The 14,917-nt window shown below is 73.5% G+C and carries 14 protein-coding genes; 5 read left to right on the forward strand and 9 right to left on the reverse strand.

Going from position 1 to position 14,917, the window contains the following annotated elements; all coding sequences use genetic code 11:
• Positions 1-160 precede the first annotated feature (160 nt).
• On the forward strand, positions 161-484 hold the full coding sequence (locus ABZY91_RS08775) for a nuclear transport factor 2 family protein (protein WP_329880284.1): 324 nt from the start codon (positions 161-163) through the stop codon (positions 482-484).
• A 7-nt stretch (positions 485-491) separates the two neighbouring features.
• Here the strand turns inward: ABZY91_RS08775 and ABZY91_RS08780 are convergent, their stop codons facing one another.
• Entirely contained in the window at positions 492-1,712 is a 1,221-nt protein-coding gene (locus tag ABZY91_RS08780) for a serine hydrolase domain-containing protein (RefSeq protein WP_355400881.1), read from the reverse strand.
• A gap of 62 nt (positions 1,713-1,774) precedes the next feature.
• Here ABZY91_RS08780 and ABZY91_RS08785 point away from each other — a divergent pair, with 62 nt between their 5' ends.
• From ABZY91_RS08785 to ABZY91_RS08800, 4 genes are all read left to right on the forward strand, one after another.
• Positions 1,775-2,284 (forward strand): NUDIX domain-containing protein, encoded by a 510-nt coding sequence (locus ABZY91_RS08785; protein ID WP_355400882.1) that lies wholly within the window; start codon positions 1,775-1,777, stop codon positions 2,282-2,284.
• Between the two features lie 251 nt (positions 2,285-2,535).
• Positions 2,536-3,330, forward strand: coding sequence for a TetR/AcrR family transcriptional regulator (locus tag ABZY91_RS08790; protein WP_355400953.1), 795 nt, complete (start codon positions 2,536-2,538; stop codon positions 3,328-3,330).
• A gap of 147 nt (positions 3,331-3,477) precedes the next feature.
• Positions 3,478-5,328: a hypothetical protein gene (locus ABZY91_RS08795; protein WP_355400884.1), complete on the forward strand. Its 1,851-nt coding sequence runs from the start codon at positions 3,478-3,480 to the stop codon at positions 5,326-5,328.
• 456 nt (positions 5,329-5,784) lie between these two features.
• Complete coding sequence (locus tag ABZY91_RS08800) at positions 5,785-8,064, forward strand: glycoside hydrolase family 18 chitinase (protein WP_355400886.1); 2,280 nt, start codon at positions 5,785-5,787, stop codon at positions 8,062-8,064.
• 57 nt (positions 8,065-8,121) lie between these two features.
• On the opposite strand, the gene ABZY91_RS08805 is transcribed toward ABZY91_RS08800, so the two are convergent.
• The 8 genes from ABZY91_RS08805 to ABZY91_RS08840 form a co-directional block, all read right to left on the reverse strand.
• A complete protein-coding gene (locus ABZY91_RS08805; RefSeq protein ID WP_355400888.1) occupies positions 8,122-8,865 on the reverse strand; it encodes a spermidine synthase in 744 nt (247 codons plus the stop codon).
• Positions 8,866-8,947: 82 nt separating this feature from the next.
• Positions 8,948-10,042, reverse strand: a complete 1,095-nt coding sequence (locus tag ABZY91_RS08810; protein WP_355400890.1) for a putative sulfate exporter family transporter — start codon at positions 10,040-10,042, stop codon at positions 8,948-8,950.
• A 7-nt stretch (positions 10,043-10,049) separates the two neighbouring features.
• Positions 10,050-10,616 carry a cysteine dioxygenase family protein gene (locus tag ABZY91_RS08815; RefSeq protein ID WP_355400892.1) on the reverse strand — a complete coding sequence of 189 codons (567 nt, stop codon included), beginning with the start codon at positions 10,614-10,616 and terminating at the stop codon, positions 10,050-10,052.
• Between the two features lie 89 nt (positions 10,617-10,705).
• On the reverse strand, positions 10,706-11,620 hold the full coding sequence (locus ABZY91_RS08820) for a LysR family transcriptional regulator (RefSeq protein ID WP_329880296.1): 915 nt from the start codon (positions 11,618-11,620) through the stop codon (positions 10,706-10,708).
• A 137-nt stretch (positions 11,621-11,757) separates the two neighbouring features.
• The gene (locus tag ABZY91_RS08825) at positions 11,758-12,627 is read right to left on the reverse strand and encodes an amino acid ABC transporter permease (RefSeq protein ID WP_355400894.1); all 870 of its coding nucleotides are present in this window, start codon (positions 12,625-12,627) and stop codon (positions 11,758-11,760) included.
• The gene (locus ABZY91_RS08830; protein WP_329880299.1) at positions 12,624-13,268 is read right to left on the reverse strand and encodes an amino acid ABC transporter permease; all 645 of its coding nucleotides are present in this window, start codon (positions 13,266-13,268) and stop codon (positions 12,624-12,626) included. The genes ABZY91_RS08825 and ABZY91_RS08830 overlap by 4 nt, the downstream gene beginning before the upstream one ends.
• A 14-nt stretch (positions 13,269-13,282) precedes the next feature.
• Positions 13,283-14,176 carry a glutamate ABC transporter substrate-binding protein gene (locus ABZY91_RS08835; RefSeq protein WP_355400896.1) on the reverse strand — a complete coding sequence of 298 codons (894 nt, stop codon included), beginning with the start codon at positions 14,174-14,176 and terminating at the stop codon, positions 13,283-13,285.
• An 8-nt stretch (positions 14,177-14,184) separates the two neighbouring features.
• Complete coding sequence (locus tag ABZY91_RS08840; RefSeq protein WP_329948907.1) at positions 14,185-14,904, reverse strand: amino acid ABC transporter ATP-binding protein; 720 nt, start codon at positions 14,902-14,904, stop codon at positions 14,185-14,187.
• Positions 14,905-14,917: the final 13 nt, after the last annotated feature.

Consider the following 14,917-nt stretch of genomic DNA (forward strand, 5'->3'; position numbering starts at 1 on the left):
ACTCCCCGTGGCTCAGCCGGGGACCCGAGGGCAAATCACCCGTATCGGGATCTAAGCACATGAATCCCTCCACATCCTCGACGCGCCGCCGACATGCCCGGCGAGTCCCGGCCGACGCCCTAAACAGGAGGTACCCGACCCTTCACCCCTGGGAGACCGGATGACCATCGCCACCGCCAAACTGTCCGACCCGACCGTGCGCGCCGCCGTCACGGCGATCAACGCCGGCGACCGCGCGGCCTTCGTCGCGCTGCTCGCCCCCGACGCGACCATGGCCGACGACGGCTCCGACCGCGACCTGCAGGACTGGATCGACCGCGAGATCTTCACCAGCCGCGGCCACATCGACGTCCAGTCCGAGTCCGACGGCGGCCGCGCGCTGGTCGCCAACTACAGCAACGAGACCTGGGGCGAGATGCGCACCGCCTGGCGGTTCACCGTCGACGGCGGCCGGATCAGCCGCTTCGAGACCGGTCAGGCCTGATGCCCGCTCAGGACAGGCCGAGACAGCCCCGCACCGCCCGGATCAGCGTGCGGGAGCGGATGTCCCCCGTGACGCCGGGCTGCATCCCGTTGGTCACGTAGCCGAACCCGATCCCGAGGTCCGGGTCGGCGAAGCCCAGCGAGCCGCCCCGGCCCGGGTGGCCGAACGCCGCCGGCGAGGACATCAGCGCGGTCGGGCCGTGGCGGAAGAAGCCGAGCCCGAAGGTGGAGTTGACGATCAGCACCCGGTCCGGTCCGCTGACCACCGGCCCGACCGCGCGGGCCAGCACCTCCGGGCCGAGCAGCGGCGGCAGCGTCCCGCCGCTGCCGCCGTGCCGGTCGGCCACGCCGGCCAGCGCCGCGTAGAACCGGGCCAGCGAACGGGCCGTGCCGATCCCGCCCGCGCCGGGGATCTCGGCGGCCTGCACCGCCGGATCGTTGAGGTCCACCCCGGGCCGGACCGAGGCGAACGCGCGGGCGGTCAGCGACGTCGGGTCCTGGTACGCGTCGCGGACCGCCTGCTTGGGGCGCAGCCGCAGCCCGCTCGGCCCCGTCCGGGCGGCCGCCGGCGCCGGCAGGTCGACCAGCCGGCCGACCCGCGGCGCGGCGCCGGACGGCAGCCCGATCCACAGGTCGAGGCCGAGCGGCCGGGCGATCTCCTCGGCGAAGTACTGGCCGACCGTCCGCCCGCTCACCCGCCGCACCACCTCGCCGACCAGCCAGCCGAAGGTGTACGGGTGGTAGCCGTGCGCGGTGCCGGGTTCCCAGGCGGGGGCCTGGGCGGCCACCGCGGCCACCGCCCGCTCCCAGGTGAGCACGTCCTCCAGGCGCAGCGGCACGTCCAGCGCCGGCACGCCCGCCTGGTGCGAGAGCAGCCAGCGCACCGGCACCCGCTCCTTGCCGGCCGCCGCGAACTCCGGCCAGTACGCGGCCACCGGCGCGTCCAGGTCGAGCTGCCCGCGCTCGGCCAGCAGCAGCGCGGTGGTGGCGGTGAGGCCCTTGGTCACCGAGCGCAGCACCTGCGCGGTGTCGGCGGTCCACGGCACGGCCGGCGCGGGGCGCCCGCCGACCTCGGGCCGGGCGTCGCCGCCCCACAGGTCGACCACCTTGCGACCGCGCACGTAGAGCGCGAAGGCCGCGCCGAGTTCGCCGTACTCGCGGAAGTTGCGCGCGAAGGCCTCCCGTACGGGCTCGAAGCCCTCGGCCGTCTCGCCCCAGATCTCCACCACCGCGTGTCGCCCTCTTCCGCACATGTGTCCGTCGATCGCCCGGAAACCCTAACCTGTCGGTCATGACCAACCCTGCCGAAGAGCTGCTGGACGTCGTCGACGAGCACGACCGGGTGATCGGGATCGCCCCGCGCGGGGAGGTGTACCGGCGGGGACTGCTCCACCGGTGCGTCTTCGTCCTGGTCCGGGACCCCGCCGGGCGGATCTTCGTCCACCGGCGCACGGCCACCAAGCTGTTCGCCCCCGGCGCGCACGACATGTTCGTCGGCGGGGTGGTGGGCTCCGGCGAGACGTACGAGGACGCAGCCGTCCGGGAGGCCGAGGAGGAACTGGGCGTCGAGGGGATCGTCCCGCGCCCGCTGTTCCGGTTCCTGTTCCGGGGTGACGGGCTGGGCTGGTGGTCCGACGTGTACGAGGCCGAGTGGGACGGCCCGGTGGCGCCGCAGGAGTCGGAGGTCGCCTGGCACACGTGGCTGACCCCCGCCGAGCTGACGGAGCGGCTGGCCCGGGACGAGTTCGTGCCGGACGGCCGGGAGGCGTACCGGCGCTACCTGGAGCGGTACGCGGGGTAGCGCCGGATAAGGTGGCGCGCATGGCATCCCGCACGCCGTCGGCCCCCTCCCCCGCGCCCGCGCGCTCGGAACGACCGGACGGCCCGGCCCGGCCCGAGGGCCCGGCAGTGCCGGAAGGAACGGCCCGGCCCGAGGGCGGCCCGCTCCCGGAACCCGCAGCGCACCCGTCGCCCGCCGAGCGCCCCGGGAGCGGCGAGCGCCCTGAGCGCCCCGGGCGCGGGAGCGGCGAGCGCACGCGCCGGCGCCTCAGCGTGGACGAGCGGCGCGAGCAGCTGATCTCCGTCGCTCTGGAGCTGTTCAGCCTCCGCCCGCCGGAGGAGGTGTCGATCGACGACATCGCGGCCGCCGCCGGCGCCTCCCGGCCGCTGGTCTACCACTACTTCCCGGGCAAGCAGGCCCTGTACGAGGAGTCGCTGCGGCGGGCGGGCCGCGAGCTGGCGGCCCGGTTCGAGGAACCCGCCGAGGGCCCGCTCTCGGAGCGCCTCCACCGCGTCATGGGCCGCTACCTGGACTTCGTGCAGAGCCACGGCCCCGGCTTCGCGGCGCTGCTGCGCGGCGGCTCGGTGGCGGCCAGCACCAACACCTCGGCGGTGATCGACGAGGTCCGACGGGCCGCGCACGACCAGATCCTGGGCCACCTGGCACTGCCCGAGCCCGGTCCGGGCCTGCGGCTCACCGTCCGCGCGTGGATCGCCAACGCGGAGATCACCTCGCTGGAGTGGCTGGCCGACCGCTCGGTGCCGCTGGAGGAGCTGCAGCTGCACCTGGTGCAGGAGTTCGTCGCGGCGCTCACGCTGACCGCCGCCCGGGAGCCCGCGCTCGCCGCCGAGCTGACCGGCTTCTTCGCCGACGAGCGGCCGGACGGCCCGACCGGGCGGCTGGTCCGCGACCTGGCAGGGCTGTTCGCCGTCCCGGGCCTCGCCGAGGCGGTCACCGCCCTGGCCGTCGAGCCGCCCCCCGGACCGGCCGAGCCGGCCGCCGGGCCGGCCCCCGGGCAGGCCGCCGCACCGGCACCACCCGCACGCCCCGCGCCCGCCGACGCCTGACGGGCCGGGCCGGGCCGCCGACGGCAGGTTCTGCCACGTCGGCGGCCTCTGATAGGAATGGGCACGGATCTGACGGCCCGCCGGTCACCCCGGGCCCGGGTCCCCGGACCACCGAACGCACACCGAGCAGAGCGGGGGGCTCAACAGTTGACCCAGGACGGCCAGTTCAGCGCGGAGGCCAACCCCTTCGCGGCGGCGGAGCGGATCTCCGCGACGCTCGGAACGCTCACCGACGCCCTCTTCGACGCCCGGACCTCACGCCACCCGGCGTCCTCGTTGACCGCCCTACGGGTGAGCGGCCCGGCGGCCGAGGCCCTGTTCGACCTGCCCCTCGCGCCCAACGGACCGGTGCACACCGCCGTCGACCGGCTCGGCACCGTGATCACCGCCGGAACGGCCCGCCCGGGCACCGGAGCCGAGGTCTCCGCGCTGGCGACCGGCGCGCTGCTGAGCCGGTACGGCACCGCCGGCCCGGTCCGCGGCGCCTCGCCCGACGCTCCTGGTGTCCTGACCGCCGCCCGGTTCGAGCTCCCCGTGACCGGCGAGCCGGCCGACCCGAAGCTCCGCCCGCCGTTCACCGCCCCCCTGGCGGCACTCGCTGCCGGGCAGCAGACCCGGCAGCCGGTCGAACTCGCCACCGGCGCCGGCTCGGAGGTCCGCCTGGTCGTCCCGCCGGGCTTCCACGCGCTGACCTCCCCGGGCGGACCTCCCGGGGTCTCCGCCCGTACGGTGCCCCTCGGCCCGGCCGGCGGCTCCCCGTCCGTCCGGGGCGTCGACCCTGCCGCCGGCGCCGCCGCCGCCGAGTTGGCCACGCACCTGGCGGAGACCGCCGAGGAGCTGTTCAGCGGCGCCGAGCCGGCCGGCCGCCGCGACTTCGCGGTGATCGCCGCCACGCTGGCCGACGCGGTCTGCGCCTCGGGCGCCGTCTACGCGGGCGTCGCCGCGCTCCGGGCGGACGGCCGGCCCGCCGACGCCACCCTGGTGGTCTCGCTCGCCCGGCACCCGCTGCCGATCACCGGGCTGGCCACCGAGCTGGCCACCGTCCGCCGGCACGCCGAGGTGTGGACGGTGCTGCTGCCGGCCGGACCGGCCGCCGTGCTGGTGGAGGGCCGCAGCGTCCCGGTGCCGGGCCCGCTGGCCGCGGACGGCGTGCGCCGCTGGGCGGTCACGTCGGTGGTGGAGGCGTTCGTCCCGCTGCCGGACGGCGTCTCGGTGCTCTGCGTCCAGCTCAGCACCGCCCAGCCGCAGGACTGGGAGCTGTACACGGACGTGTTCGCGGAGCTGCTGAAGAGCGTGCAGTTCGGCTGGGACGGCGTGCCCGGCGCGCCGGCCGCGCCCGCCCCGGCGCAGGCCGTCCCGGTTCCCGTCCCCTCGCCGCCGGCCGACCCCGCGCCCGCGCTGCACGCGGCGGCCCCGGCGGACGCGGCACCTGCCGACGCGGTTCCGGCCGACGCCGCCCCGCTCCCGGTCGACCTGCGGGGCACGCCCGTCCGCGTCCCGCCCGCCGATTTCAACCCCTTCGCGCAGGTCGCCGACCCGACCCCGGCCCGGCCGATCCTCGTCCCCGACGGCACCACCGGCGCCGGTGACGCCGGTGACGCCGATCTGCCGCCCCGGCCCAAGGGCACCCCCGTGATGGTGCCGCCCCCGGACTTCGACCCCTTCGCCCCGCAGCCGGACGCGCAGCCCGCCCCGCCCGCCCCGGCCGGGCCGCCCCCGGCCGTCCCGGTCGACCCGTTCGGCACGGTGACGGCGGCCGACCGTCCGCAGGACCCGTTCGGCACCACCGTCCTGCTGCGGTCCGCCCCGGTCCCGCCGCCGCCCGCCGCCCCTCCCGCACCCGGGGGCGCCGCCGGGAACGCCGACGAGCCCGGGCCCCGGCCCAAGGGCACCCCGGTCATGGTCCCGCCCCCGGACTTCAACCCGTTCGCCCCGCAGCCGGAGGACCGCCCGGCCCCGCCGCCGGCCGCCGCTCCGGAGCCCGGCCCGTTCGGCTGAGCCCCGCACCCGACCGCCGGACGGCCCACCGCCCCCTCCGACCGCCCGACCGCTCCGACCGCACGGAGGCCCGACCGCCCGGCCGTCGCTCCCGCCGGCCCGGGGCGCCGGCCGCCCCCGAGCCCCTGCCGGGAGCCGCACCCGCGCCGCTTTCGCCGCACTGCATTCGGCCACAACATCACTCCGACGAGGCCCAGTTGACGAAAGCCCAGGTCAACTGAGGCCGTCCGGGCGGCCCGTCATGCCCACGACCGGCAACTGGTACAGACCTATTGCCAGTTGCCGATCTGCTCCCTACTCTCGGCACAGGATCCTCCGTGGCACCCCGACGGCCCGAGGTCTCCGGTTCCGCGCCGCCCCCATGGCCGGAGCTCGCTGCTCCACGCACCTGACACCTCCCCACGGGTTACGGGGCGTCCGGGCCTGCCCCGGGACCCCAGGACAGGAGCCATATCCATGCGCAGACGTCGGATCAGCCTGCCGCTGCTGGCAGCCGGGACGCTACTCGTCCCGCTGCTCGCCGCCGCTCTCCCCGCCGCCATCGCCAACGCCGACTCCGCCGTTGTCGGGTCGGCCACCGCGACCTTCACCAAGGGCAGCGACTGGGGAAGCGGCTACGACGCCAGTTACACCATCACCAACGGCTCCAGCGCCCCGATCAACGGCTGGACGCTGGAGTTCGACCTGCCCACCGGCAACACCGTGGCCGGCCTCTGGAACGCGACGTACACCACCTCGGCCTCCCACGTCACGGTGAAGAACCCCGGCTGGGCCTCGACCCTGCCGGTCGGCGGCACGTACAACGTCGGCTTCAACATCGCCTACTCCGGCGCTTACAAGGCCCTGCTGAACTGCAAGTTGAACGGGCAGCCGTGTGACGGCGCCGGCGGGGACCAGACCGCGCCGACCGTCCCGGGCAACCTCCGGACGGGCACCGTCACCCAGACCACGGTCGACCTGTCCTGGGCCGCGAGCACCGACAACCTCGCCGTCACCGGCTACGACGTCTACCGCGACGGCACCAAGGTGGCCACCACCGACGGCGCCACCACGTCCGTCACCGTGCAGGGCCTGACCGCGGGCACCGCCTACCAGTTCACCGTCCAGGCCTTCGACGCGGCGGGCAACCGCTCGGCGGCGGCCGGACCGGTCAGCGCCACCACCCAGCCGCCGGTCGAGGACAGGCAGGCTCCGACCACCCCGGGCACCCCCACGGTGACCGGCTCGGACGCCAACTCGGTCTCGCTGACCTGGACCGCCAGCACCGACAACGTCGGCGTCACCGCCTACGACGTCTACACCGGCACCACCCTGGCCGCGACCGTCCCCTCGGCGTCCGCCACCGTCGGCAACCTGGCGCCGGACACCGAGTACACCTTCACGGTCAAGGCCCGCGACGCGGCCGGCAACGTCTCGCCCGCCTCCGGCCCGGTGACCGGCAAGACCAAGCCCGGGGGCAGCAACCCCGGCAACCTGAAGATCGGCTACTTCACCCAGTGGAGCATCTACGCCCGCGGGTACAGCGTGAAGAAGCTCGACACCTCCGGCTCGGCGGGCCGGCTCACCACGCTCAACTACGCCTTCGCCAACATCCACCCGACCACCAAGCAGTGCTTCATCACCAACAAGGCGGCCGGGCCGGACAACGACCCGAACGCGGGCGACGGTGCCGGTGACGCCTGGGCCGACTACGGCAAGGGCTGGGACGCGGGCAGCTCGGTGGCCGGGACCACCGACACCTGGGACCAGAAGCTGGCCGGCAACTTCAACCAGCTGAAGCAGCTCAAGGCCAAGTACCCCAACCTCAAGATCCAGATCTCGCTGGGTGGTTGGTCCTACAGCAAGTGGTTCTCCGACGCGGCCGCCACCGACGCCTCCCGCAAGGCGCTGGTCAGCTCCTGCATCGACATGTACATCAAGGGCAACCTGCCGGTGATCGACGGCCGCGGCGGCGCGGGCAGTGCGGCCGGCATCTTCGACGGCATCGACCTCGACTGGGAGTGGCCGAACTCCGACGGGCACACCGGGAACATCTTCCGGCCCGCCGACAAGGCCAACTACACCCTGGTGGCCCAGGAGTTCCGTCGCCAGCTGGACGCGCTCGGCGCCACCACCAACAAGCACTACACGCTGAGCGCCTTCCTCCCGGCCGACCCGGCGAAGATCACGGCCGGCATCGACATCCCCGGCCTGTTCGGTGCCTTCGACTTCGCCACCATCCAGGGCTACGACTACCACGGCGGCTGGGAGATGGTCACCAACCAGCAGTCCGGCATCAAGGTCGCGGCCGGCGACCCGAACCCGCCGGCCCGCCAGTTCAGCTCCGAGGTCGCGATCGGCGCGTACGTCAACGGCGGCGCCCCGAAGAGCAAGCTCACGCTGGGCATCCCGTTCTACGGTCGAGGCTGGACGGGCGTGCCGCGCGGCACCACCAACGGTCTCTTCCAGACCGCGACGGGCCCCGGCCCGGGTACCTACGAGGCCGGGTTCGAGGACTACCGGAAGCTCAAGGAGATGGCCACCAGCGGTGGTTACACCATCTACCGGGACCCGGTGGCCGGCCACTCGTACATCTACAACGGCTCGGTCTTCTACACCTACGACGACCCGACCGAGATCGCCCGGAAGACCGCCTGGATCAAGTCCCAGGGGTTGGCCGGAGCGATGATCTGGGCCTTCGACGGTGACACCGCGAGCGGCGAGCTGATGGCCGCGGTGGACAACGGTCTGAAGTAGCCGGACGACGGCCCGGGTCGACCGGGCCGATCGAGACCCGCCTGGCCCGTCGTGCGCTCACCGCGCGCGGCGGGCCAGGTGCACGACGTCCGGCACGCCCCGGGCCACCGGGATCTCGTGCGTGACCACGTCCAGGAAGCCCGCCGCGCGCAGCGCCTCCTCGAAGGCGGGGGACGGCTGCGCGCTCCAGACGGCCAGCACCCCGCCCGGCTCCAGCCGGTGCCGGAGCACGGCCAGTCCGTCCGCGCCGTACAGCCCGGCGTTGGAGTCGGTGACGGTCCAGTCCGGGCCGTTGTCGATGTCCAGGCAGAGCGCGTCGTAGCGGGCGCCGTCCGCCACCGCGAGGTACTCCAGCAGGTCGGTGTGGAGCACCTCGACCCGCTCGTCGCCCAGCGCGCCGGCCGAGAAGGCGGCCAGCGGACCGTTCCGGTGCCAGTCGATGATCGCGCTCTCCCGCTCGACGACGGCGATCCGCCCCCACCGCCGTTCGGCGGCCGCGTAGGCCAGCGAGAAACCCACCCCGAGCCCGCCGATGAGCACGGCCGGCCCCTCCGGACCGCCGGGCCGGGCCCGGTCGCCGAGCCCGGCCTGGTCGCCGGTCCGGTCCAACTCGTCGAGCGCCGCCTGGATCAGCAGTCGCTCGGAGCGCCCGTCGGCGGTGTCCATCAGGAAGCAGCCGTTGGCGATGATCTCGTAGTGCCGCCCGCGCTGCCGCAGCACCACCTCTCCGAAGGGCCCCTCGCGCCGGTCGAGCGTGACGACGGCGTCCGAGCCGTCCCGTTCCGGCAGTGCGGTGGACATGCGCGAATCCCCTCCGGTTTTCGGGAGCTTCGGACGATCGGCCTACCCGCCCGACAATAGCCCAGCGCGGGCCGGGCCCCGGTCACCTCGTGACCAGCACCCCCGCGTACGAGACACCGGCCACCATCACCCAGGATCCGAGCCCGAGCAGGGCGATCCGCCCGCCGGTGCGGGCCATGGTCGGCAGGTGGACGGCGCTGCCGAGCCCGAACAACGCGGCTGCCAGCAGCAGCTCCTGGGCGTCGCCGGCGAGCCGGAGCACCGGCTCCGGCACCAGCCCGGTGGTGCGCAGCGCGATCATCGCGAGGAATCCTGCGACGAAGAGCGGCACCAGCGGCGGCCGCTTCCCGACCGGACCGCCCGCCGGACCGCCGGACGCACCGCCCGCCGCGACGCCGTCGGCGGCCGACCGGGTCCGCGCGCGGGCGCGCCGGGCGGTGAGCGCGACCCCGGCGACCAGCGGGGCCAGCAGCATCACCCGCATCAGTTTGACGAGCACCGCCTCGCGCAGGGCTTCCGCCCCGCCGGTCTGCGCGGTGGCGACCACCTGCCCGACGTCGTGCACGCCGGCCCCCACCCAGCGGCCGAACTCCGCCTCGTCCAGCCCGAGCGGGTGCTGGAGCAGCGGCAGGACGGCGATGGCCAGGGTGCCGCAGAGGGTGACCAGGGCGACGGAGGCGGCGACGTCCTCCTCGTCGCTGCCGGCCGCCTGGCTGACCGCGCCGATCGCCGAGGCGCCGCAGATCGAGTACCCGGTGGCGACGAGCAGCGGCTGGTCGCCGGGCAGGCCGAGCCGGCGGCCGAGCCAGCAGGTGCCGGCGAAGGTGGCGGCGACGACGGCGAGCACCATGGCGACGGTGGCCCAGCCCAGACCGAGCACGTCGCCCAGGCCGAGCTTGAGGCCGAGCAGCACGATGCCGATCCGCATCAGCCGGCGTCCGGCGGTGGAGAGCCCGGGCCGGGCGACACCCCGGACCACCGGGCGCAGCCCGGGCAGGTGGGCGGCGGCGACGCCGAGCACGACGGCGGCGGTGAGCTTGGGTACGGCGGGGACGGCCTGGTGGACGGCGAGGGCCGCGGCCACGCCGAGCGCGGCGAGCAGCAGGCCGGGGGTGTCCCCGCCGAGCGGGGGGAGGGCGCGGGTGCGGACCCGCCGTTCCCGGACGATCAGTGCCATGCGGGGCTCACCGGGGGTCGCCGGCGGGCAGCCGGTAGACCCGCCGGATGCTGGTGCCGAGCCGGGCGACGTCGGCGCCGTAGACGTGGATGGAGATGGCGGTGGAGGTGCAGGCGTTGCGGACGAGGTGGATGTCGCCCGGCGGGGCGAAGGCCGCGACGGTGCCGGCGGGGCCGACCACGTGCTCGGTCTCGACCAGGTGGGCGGTCCGTCCGTCGGAGACCAGGCGGTAGCGGGTCTCGCTCTCCTGGCCCTGGTGGACGCCGGCCACGCACCAGGAGACGTGGTCGTGGATCGAGGTCTGCTGGCCGGGCAGCCAGACCAGGGCGACGACGGAGAAGGACCCGTCGGCCTCGGCGTGCAGGACGTGCTGGCGGTAGCGGTCCGGGTCGCCCTCGCGCTGGTCGGCGGTGAGCAGGTCGGCGTCGCCGAGGTGCGGGGCGAGTCGTTCGCCGACGAGGTAGGCGGTGAGTTCCGGAGGCAGGCCGCGGTCGACGACAGCGCGGATCTCGCCGACGAGGGCGGTCATGCGCTCGGTGAGCCGGCCGCTCCCGACCGTGGCTGAGGGTGTCATACGAGCAGGTTCGACCCGCCCGACCTATCACGTCCAACGAGGGATCTTTAGCTCTACCCATAAGAACGCTTATGGATTGTCGGGAGCGGTCAGCACCCCACCCGGGCGGCGGCCGCGGACCGCAGGTGGTCCAGCACCAGCGCGGTCGCCGGGATCCGCCGGTGCTCGCGCAGCACGTACGCGCTGACCCGGCGGCGCAGGTGCGGCTCGACGGCCCGGCCGGTGACCTTGCGGTGGCACATGAAGGAGAGGACCAGGGCCGGCATCAGGGCTATCCCCACCCCTGCGGCGACCAGGCTCTGCACGGCGAGGTTGTCGTCGGTGGAGAAGACGATGTCGGGCGCGAACCCCTCCTCCGCGCAGACGTGCAGCAGGTTGGCCCGGCAGCGCGGACAGCCGGCGATCCACCGTTCGCCGTCCAGATCGGCCAGCCGGACGGCGTGCCGGCGCCCCAGCGGGTGGCCGACCGGCAGCAGCACGGTCAGCAGGTCCTCCATCAGGGGTATCTCGTCCAGACCTTCCGGCAGTTCGGCCGGGGCGCCCGGATAACGGAAGGCCAGGGCGATGTCGCACTCGCCGCGGAGCAGCCGCTGGACGGAGTCCGGCGGCTCGGCCTCCAGCAGTTCGACCCGGACGCCGGGGTGTTCGGCGAGCAGCCGGGCCATCGTCTCGGGGATCAGGGTGGCGTTGGCGCTGGGGAAGGCGCAGACCCGCACCCGTCCGGCACGCAGCCGGGCCAGCGCGGCGAGCTGCTGCTGCGCGGCGGCGAGGCTGCCGAGGATCTGTTCGGCGTGCCGGGCGAGCGCCTCGCCGGCCTCGGTGAGGCGCAGTCCGCGTCCGGCCCGGGTGAAGAGCGGCAGGCCGACGGTCCGTTCGAGGGCCTTCATCTGCTGGGTGATGGCGGGCTGGGTGTAGCCGAGTTCGCGGGCCGCCGCCGAGTAGGAGCCGGCCCGGACGACCTCGTGGAAGGTCCTGATATGCCGTGAGTCGAATACCGGCTCCATCGCCCCTCCGCCCGGCCGCCGTGCCACATCCCGGCAATCATAAGCAGAGTTTGGAGGAGTGGAGCCTAACCCCGGCGGCACCTATGGTTTACCGGCGAACCGCCCATCCCTCGCGCACCCCTCGCGCACCCCGCCGGCTACGGCTGGGCGGCCGGCGGCAGCCCCATCGACACGTCCGCGTCGGCCACCGGCGCCCCGCCGCGCACCCGCGGGCTGCGCCGGCTGCGCTGCTCGATCCATCGCGCGAACCAGGAGAGCAGCAGACACATCCCGATGTAGACCGGCGCGATCACCATCACCACCGGGATGAACGGCAGGTCGTAGTCCAGGTTGGTGGCGATCAGCTTGCCCGCGTGCAGGAACTCCTCGTACGTGATCAGGAAGCCCAGCGAGGTGTCCTTCAGTGCCACCACCAGCTGGCTGATGATCGCCGGCAGCATCGCCCGGTTGGCCTGCGGCACCAGCACGTAGGCCATCACCTGGGTCTTGCGCAGGCCGAGCGCGAAAGCGGCCTCCTTCTGCCCCTTGGGCACCGCCAGCACGCCGGCCCGGAACACCTCCGCGAGCACCGAACCGTTGTAGAGCACCAGACCGGCCACCAGGGCCCAGAGCGGTTCGACCTTGAGCGCGACGAAGATGAAGAAGATCATCACCAGCACCGGCATGGCCCGGAAGAACTCGACCACCAGGGTGGAGAACCAGCGCACCACCCGGTGGTCCGAGAGGCGTCCGGCCGCGAAGAGCGCACCGAACGGCAGGGCGAACAGCACTGTCCACCCGAACGCCTTGAGGGTGTTGCCGAGCCCGCGCAGCAGGAGTTCCTGGACCCCCTTGTACTCGAAGGCCGTCCACTTCTCGGCGGTGAACTGGTTCGTGTGGAACAGCATGTAGACGATCCAGCCGAGCAGTGCGGCGATCGCCAGCAGCGCGAGCGCACCGTACAGCCGGTGCCGGGCGAGCGCCCTGGGCCCCGGGATGTCGTAGAGCGCCGAGGATTCCACCGTCATCGCGACACCGCCAGTCGTCGTTCCAGCAGGTTGAACACGGCACTGACGGCGAGCGTGATGACCAGGTAGCCGACCGCGATCCAGACGAAGGTCCAGACGATGCTGTAGCCCAACTCGTTGATGGTCCGGTAGGTACCGAGGAGCTCGGTGACGCTGAACGAGCCGGCGATCGCCGTGTTCTTCGCCAGCGCGATCATCACACTGCCGATCGGGGCGATCACCGACCGGTACGCCTGCGGCAGCACGACCAGGCTCATCGTCTGGCCGAAGGTCATGCCCAGGCTGCGGGCCGCCTCGCCCTGACCGGTGGGCACCGTGTTGACGCCCGACCGCATCGCCTCGCAGACGAACGCCGAGGTGTAGCAGCCCAGCGCGAGCACCGCGAAGGTGAAGAACGGAAGCGTGATGTCGAACCGCGGCAGGCCCAGCACCACGATGAAGAAGAGCAGGGTCAGGGGGGTGTTCCGCAGCAGCGTCACCCAGGTGGTGCCGAACACCCGCAGCGGCTTCACCGGCGAGACCCGGAAGCTCGCCACCAGCACGCCGAGCACCAGCGACAGCACCGCACTCACCAGGAACAGCGAGAGGGTGCCGAGGAAGCCCTCCCAGTAGGTCGACCAGTTGTCGGTCAGCGTCTTCACAGGCCGGCCCCTCCTCAGTACCGGTCGATCGGCGGCGGGGTGGGCGCGGGCACCCCGGAGAGGCCGAGGGTCGCGTCGTAGGCCTTGCGCCAGTCACCGTTCTCCTCGTGGTGCGCCAGCGCGTCGTTCAGCGCCCCGCGCAGCACGGTGTCGTTCCTGGGCGTGCCGATCCCGTACGGCTCCTGGGAGAACAGCGGCCCGACCACCTTGAGCTCGTCGGGCACCTTGGCCGCGTAGCCCATCAGGATGGTGTTGTCCGTGGTCACCGCGTCCACCTGGGAGGTGATCAGGTTGTCGACACAGGCCGAGTAGCTGTCGTACCCGATCAGCCGGGCCTTCGGGTAGTCCTTCTGGATCCGCTGGTATGGGGTGGAGCCGGCCGCCGAGCAGACCTTCTTGCCGTCCAGGTCCTCCGGCCCGTTGATGGTCGTGTCGTTCCGGCGCACCAGCAGCGACTGTCCTGCCAGGTAGTACGGCCCGGCGAAGCCGACCAGCTTCTTGCGGTTGTCGTTGATGGTGTAGGTGCCCACGTAGTAGTCGACCTGGCCGTTCTGCAGCGCGGTCTCGCGGTTGGCCGAGGCGATGGTCCTGAACTCGATCCGGTCCGGGGCGAATCCGAGGTCGGCGGCGACCATCTTGGCGATCTCGATGTCGAAGCCGGAGTACTGCCCGGTGGCCGGGTTCTTCTGCCCCAGGTAGGGCTGGTCCTCCTTGGCCCCGACCACCAGGTGACCCCGGCTGCGGGCCGCGTCCAGGGTGGACGAACCGGTGATGCCGGCGCCGCTCTCCACCTGGTAGCTGGGAAGGGCGCTGGGCTGCGGCCCCTTGGGGGGCGGGGTGCCCTCCTTGCCGCAGGCCGCCAGCAGCACGGCCGCGGCCACGACGACGGCGGTCACGATCTTCTTCACGCGCGGCCTCAGTGCTTCAGGATCTTGGAGAGGAAGTCCCGGGCGCGCTCGCTCTCCGGAGCGCCGAAGAACGCCTCCGGAGAGCGGTCCTCGACGACCCGCCCGTCGGCCATGAAGACCACCCGGTTGGCGGAGGCCCGGGCGAACCCCATCTCGTGGGTCACGACGATCATGGTCATGCCCTCGTGCGCCAGCTGGCGCATCACGTCCAGCACCTCGTTGATCATCTCCGGGTCGAGCGCCGAGGTGGGCTCGTCGAAGAGCAGTGCCTTGGGGTCCATCGCCAGGGCACGCGCGATCGCGACGCGCTGCTGCTGGCCGCCGGAGAGCTGGGCCGGGTACTTGGCCGCCTGCGGAGCCAGCCCGACCCGCTCCAGCAGCGCCCTGGACCTCTCGTCCGCCTCCCCCTTCGACCGCCCGCGGACCTTGACCTGCGCCAGCGACACGTTCTGCAGCACGGTCTTGTGCGCGAACAGGTTGAAGGACTGGAACACCATCCCGACCTCGGCCCGCAGCCGGGCCAGGCCCTTGCCCTCCTCGGGCAGCGGCCGGCCGTCGATCACGATGGACCCGGACTCGATCGGCTCCAGGCGGTTGATCGCCCGGCACAGGGTGGACTTGCCGGAGCCGGACGGACCGATCACCACCACGACCTCGCCCCGGCCGATGGTCAGCTCGATGTCCTGGAGGACGTGCAACTCGCCGAAGTGCTTGTTGACGCCGCGCATCTCGATCAAGGGC

The organism is Kitasatospora sp. NPDC002965, from assembly GCF_040611255.1.
GTDB lineage: Bacteria > Actinomycetota > Actinomycetes > Streptomycetales > Streptomycetaceae > Kitasatospora.

Coding starts and splice junctions, on each gene's coding strand:
- ABZY91_RS08785 (WP_355400882.1), top strand. CDS start 1,775: ATGACCAACCCTGCCGAAGAGCTGCTGGACGTCGTCGACGAGCACGAC.
- ABZY91_RS08810 (WP_355400890.1), bottom strand. CDS start 10,042: ATGGCACTGATCGTCCGGGAACGGCGGGTCCGCACCCGCGCCCTCCCC.
- ABZY91_RS08825 (WP_355400894.1), bottom strand. CDS start 12,627: ATGACGGTGGAATCCTCGGCGCTCTACGACATCCCGGGGCCCAGGGCG.
- ABZY91_RS08820 (WP_329880296.1), bottom strand. CDS start 11,620: ATGGAGCCGGTATTCGACTCACGGCATATCAGGACCTTCCACGAGGTC.
- ABZY91_RS08800 (WP_355400886.1), top strand. CDS start 5,785: ATGCGCAGACGTCGGATCAGCCTGCCGCTGCTGGCAGCCGGGACGCTA.
- ABZY91_RS08815 (WP_355400892.1), bottom strand. CDS start 10,616: ATGACACCCTCAGCCACGGTCGGGAGCGGCCGGCTCACCGAGCGCATG.
- ABZY91_RS08775 (WP_329880284.1), top strand. CDS start 161: ATGACCATCGCCACCGCCAAACTGTCCGACCCGACCGTGCGCGCCGCC.
- ABZY91_RS08805 (WP_355400888.1), bottom strand. CDS start 8,865: ATGTCCACCGCACTGCCGGAACGGGACGGCTCGGACGCCGTCGTCACG.
- ABZY91_RS08840 (WP_329948907.1), bottom strand. CDS start 14,904: ATGCGCGGCGTCAACAAGCACTTCGGCGAGTTGCACGTCCTCCAGGAC.